The organism is Bradyrhizobium sp. P2_E8 (assembly GCF_056403875.1).
Genome location: NZ_JBFUES010000624.1, coordinates 1 through 4574 on the forward strand (window position 1 = coordinate 1; position 4574 = coordinate 4574).

The window sequence follows — 4574 nt, forward strand, 5'->3', positions numbered from 1 at the left end:
TATTCGGAACGGGCCCGCACATGTGGACATCGGTTGCGGCCGAACGCAGCCGGTTGACGTTCATGCCCGGACCGGCGCTGCGGCGGCTTGCGCTGGAATCGCCGGCGATCGCCGTCGCCCTGCTGGATGCCCTGGCATTCAAGGCGCGATGCTATTCGGCGATGGCCCAGATGCTCGGGACCCGCTCGGTGACCGAGCGGCTGCATAGCCTGTTGATCTTCCTGTCGCACGTCTACGGCGTGAAGCGCGGCGATGAGATCGTCGTCGGAATGCCGTTTACCCACGGCGATCTCGCCAATCTCATCGGATCCACCCGCCAATGGGTGACGGTACAACTCGCGCGGCTTCAGGAGGAAGGCGTGATCAGGTACGACAGATCCGTGATTTCGATCCTGGATCTTTCGACGCTCGGACAGCAGGCGGAATAATTCAGCCGCCAGACTTCAATTCGAACGCCRCATTGCCTGCGTTGGCCTCGAACCGCCGCGCCAGTCCGATCAGCGCGCGATCATGCCAGGCCGGCGCCAGCATGGTCACGCCCATGGGCATGCCGTTCGGCAATGTCGCGTTCGGAACCGCCACGCCGCAGAGATCGAGCAGATTGGCAAAGTACGAGTAGTAGCCGAGGCGATTATTGAGGGTGATCGGATCGCGATCCATCTCCTCCAGCGTGAACGGCCGCGGTGCGGTCGGGACCACCAGCGCATCGATACCAGCAAAGATCGCCTCGGCGTCGCGGCGAAGTCGGTGCAACCGGTGAATGGCACCAAACGTGTCGATCGCTGAATAGCCGGCGGCTGAGCCCAGCACGGTCCTCGTGACATCAAGCAGGGAGCCGGAATTGATGTCCATCAGCGAAGCGATGGCCGAGTGCCGCTCCGCGACCCAGGGTCCGCTGAACATCAACTCCCCGGCCTGGCGGAACGGGGCGAAGTCCACCTCGATCGCCGTGCCTCCGATCTGCGTGAAACGCTCGCAGGCGCGCTCATAGAGCTCGCCGCATTCCGGCATGCCGAAGCATTCGAGATCGGCGGACGCGATGCGGCCGAACCGGAACGATGGCGCCGTCCCTGTGGCGAAAGAAAAGGCCCTGGGCAAGCGGCTGTAGGGATCTTCGAAATCAAACCCTTCGATGATGTCGATGATCGCCTCGCCGTCTCTCACGGTATTGCAGAACACCGAAACGCAATCGATCGTCGGGCAATTCGGCACCAGCCCGCGCGATGACACCAGCCCAACGGTCGGCTTGATTCCGACGATGTTGTTGAAGCCGGCAGGTATGCGGCCGGACCCGCCGGTATCGGTGCCGAGCGCGAACGCGACGTGCCCGGCCGCCACGGCGACCGCGGACCCGGAACTGGAGCCGCCCGAAACATAGCGCGCATCGGCAACCGACGCGCAGGGGCCATAGGGCGAACGCGCGCCGGACAGGCCTGTGGCGAACTGATCGAGATTGGTCTTTCCGAGGCAAATTGCGCCGGCCGCGGTGAGGCGTTCGACGCTGTGCGCGGAATGCCAGGGCGTGTAGCTGAACGCCGGGCATGCGGCCGTGGTCGGCATTCCCTCGACATCGATATTGTCCTTCACACCGAAGGGAATGCCGAGCAGCGGAAGATTTTCGCCCGTCCGCGCGCGTGCCACCAGCTTGCGGCATTCTTCGAGCGCCTCCTCCCGCGGGCGGAGATAGATCCAGCAATTGCGGTCGCGCTCGGCCTCGATCCGGTCGTACGCCGCTTCGATCGCCTCCAGCACCGAGGACGAATTCCTGGCGATGGTTTCGTGATTTGTCCTGGAGCGCGCGACAGACTGACTCACCGAATATCTCCTTCGCTAACCGGCAGGCGCGAAATTGCGGGAGCTCTGCATGGGCAACAAGCAATTAAGTGCTTCGCCCAAATGGTCGGCCGTGCCAGGATATAGGCGGCTCAAAGAAAAAGGCGCCGTGCCAGAGGCACGACGCCCTTGTTGTTCAATTCGCTCGAGATCAGTTGGTCTGCTGGATCGCCGACAATTCCCACTGGCCGCCGGTGCGACGGGCGAACGTCCAGACCTCGGTCGCCTCACCCGGCTGCTCGCTGCCGGCAACCACCGCGCCGGTGTTGCGGTCGAGCGTCTTGTCGGTGAGCGCGAAGCGCAGCGCCACCGTGGCGTAGTCGGTCTCGCCCTCGCGCCAGGCTTCCGCGAGGTCGCCCTGCAACAGCTTCACGTTGGTGACCTTGTTGACGACGTTGCGGGCGCGGTTCTGGCCGAGGTCCTGCTCGAAATAGGAGACCATTTCCGGCGTCGCGAGCGTGTGCAGCTTGGCCACGTCCTCGTTCGACCATGCGGTCTGGACATCGCCGAGCAGGCGCTCGAACGCTTCATAGTCATCAGGCTTGATCTCGAGCGGCGCGTTGTTGGCGCCGAAACCGAAGCCGCCAAGTCCGCCGCCAAGACCACCACCAAGGCCGCTGCGATAGGTCGGCTGCGGTCCGGGACCGGCACCCGCATCAGCGTTGGCATAGGCCGCCTGCGGCGTGTGGCGGCGCTGCCACCACGACATCGCCAGCCGCACCACGAACACCACGAGCACGATCTGGATGATCAGGCCCAGGATGGACGACAGGCCGCCAAGGCCACCGAACAGGCCGCCGCCGAACAGCATGCCGAGCAGGCCGGCGCCGAGGAAGCCGGCCGCGAGGCCGCCCATGAAGCCGCCGGCACGGCCGAACAGGCCGCCACGCGCGGGCGCGGCCGCGGCCGAATTCATGCCTGCGCCCGGCTGGGTGTAGGTGCGGTTGAACTGCGAGGTCGAGCCCGGCGCGGTCGTGGTCGACGGCGGCGCCGAATAGGTGCGCGAGCCGCGCGAACCCGACGACATGCCGCCACCGACGCGCGCGTCGGCGGACGAGATCGCCAGCGCTGTGGGCAGCGCAAGCGCCAGCACGACGGCGATTGTCTTGAAGAGACTGCGGGAGCGTTGCGAGAAATTCATGTTCGTTTCCCAAATCCCCGGCATGGGGACGTGTCCCTAAGATGGGCAGCCAGCGCGAAAAGTGAAGCCGGTTTCGGAACTTGTAGCTGCGGCCCTCAGTCGCGGGGATGTGGCAAAAGCCCATATTTGGCGGGGGTTTGGCCGGGCGCGCGCGGGGGCCATGGTCGCCGGGTACCGGTGGCTTTAGGGCCAGAATTCCGCTTTTTCCTCGTATTGAGCCCTTGGGTCAAAGCAATCCAGTCTGGTTCCGCGAGACAGTCTGGATTGCTTCGCGGAGCCTGTCATCGGGCCGCGCTTTGCGCGGACCCGTTGGCTCGCAATGACGGTGTTGGGACAATTGCGCGCTGCCTCCTCGATGTCGTCCTGGCGAAAGCCAGGACCCATTACCCCAAGAGGCGGTTTGGCGAAGACTGGTCGTTCGGGATTGGCAGCGCGCGCAATCGATGGATCACGCGGTATGGGTCCTGGCGTTCGCCAGGACGACGGCGGAGATTGCCGCGCGGTGTGTGCATCCCACGCGCAGCCCTTACCCCTGCTTCGTCATCGTCTCCTTCACCGCCGCCACGAGCTGGCTCAGCGTGAACGGCTTTGGCAGGAAGTCGAACTGCTGGCCTTCGGGCAGGCTCTTCTCGAACGCGTCCTCGGCGTAGCCGGAGACGAAGATGAACTTGATGTCGGGGTTCTTCTCGCGCATCGCCTTCAGCAGCGTCGGGCCGTCCATCTCCGGCATCACCACGTCGGAGACGACGAGATCGATCGCGCCGCTCTGCTCCTCCAGCATCTCCATGGCCTCGACGCCGTTCTCGGCCTCGACCACGGTGTAGCCGCGCGAGCGCAGGCCACGTGCGTTGAGCGCGCGCAGGCCCTCTTCGTCCTCGACCAGCAGGATGGTGCCCTGTCCGGTCAGATCGGTGCGCGGCTTCGCTTCGGCCGCCGCGGGCGCGGCTTCCTTCGCAGCGCCATTGGCCGCGCTGACCACTGCCGCGGGCTGCTCGACCTGCACCTCCGGCTCGGCGTGATGGCGCGGCAGGAAGATGTGGAACGAGGTGCCCTGCCCCGGCTCGGAATCGACGTAGATGAAGCCGCCGGTCTGCTTGACGATGCCGTAGACGGTGGAGAGGCCGAGGCCGGTGCCCTTGCCGACTTCCTTGGTCGAGAAGAACGGCTCGAAAATCTTGTCGCGGATGTCGGCGGGGATGCCGGTGCCGGTGTCGGCGACCTCGATGCGCACATAGTCCGCTGCCGGCATGCCCTTGTAGGCGAGCTTGCCCGCATCCTCGGTGGCGACATTGGCGGTGCGGATGATCAGCTTGCCGCCATCGGGCATGGCGTCGCGCGCGTTCACCGCGAGATTGACGATCACCTGCTCGAACTGGGAGACGTCGACCTTCACTGGCCAGAGGTCGCGGCCGTGGATCAGGTCGAGCTTGACCTTCTCGCCGATCAGCCGGCGCAGCAGCATGGTGAGGTCGGAAAGCGCATCGCCGAGATCGAGCACCTGCGGCCGCAGCGTCTGCCGCCGCGAGAACGCCAGCAGCTGCCGCACCAGCGTCGCGGCGCGCGTCGCGTTCTGCTTGATCTGCATGATGTCCTGGAACGA

4 protein-coding genes are annotated in these 4574 nt (G+C 65.4%); 1 reads left to right on the top strand and 3 read right to left on the bottom strand.

Translation table 11 applies throughout. From position 1 onward, the window contains the following. The coding region (locus AC1D00_RS28140) for a Crp/Fnr family transcriptional regulator (RefSeq protein WP_477012900.1) at positions 1-428 on the top strand (428 nt) is incomplete at its 5' end. A gap of 1 nt (position 429) precedes the next feature. On the opposite strand, the gene atzF is transcribed toward AC1D00_RS28140, so the two are convergent. From atzF to AC1D00_RS28155, 3 genes are all read right to left on the bottom strand, one after another. Further along, positions 430-1815: an allophanate hydrolase gene (gene atzF / locus AC1D00_RS28145; RefSeq protein WP_477012901.1), complete on the bottom strand. Its 1386-nt coding sequence runs from the start codon at positions 1813-1815 to the stop codon at positions 430-432. A gap of 169 nt (positions 1816-1984) precedes the next feature. Further along, on the bottom strand, positions 1985-2998 hold the full coding sequence (locus AC1D00_RS28150; protein WP_477012902.1) for a Tim44 domain-containing protein: 1014 nt from the start codon (positions 2996-2998) through the stop codon (positions 1985-1987). A 502-nt stretch (positions 2999-3500) separates the two neighbouring features. Next, positions 3501-4574 (bottom strand): response regulator (locus tag AC1D00_RS28155; RefSeq protein WP_477012903.1); only part of this gene is annotated, 1074 nt, incomplete at its 5' end.

What these genes read in the sequence shown, in the direction of transcription:
- AC1D00_RS28150 (WP_477012902.1), bottom strand. Translation starts at nt 2,998, where the DNA reads ATGCCGGGGATTTGGGAAACGAACATGAATTTCTCGCAACGCTCCCGC.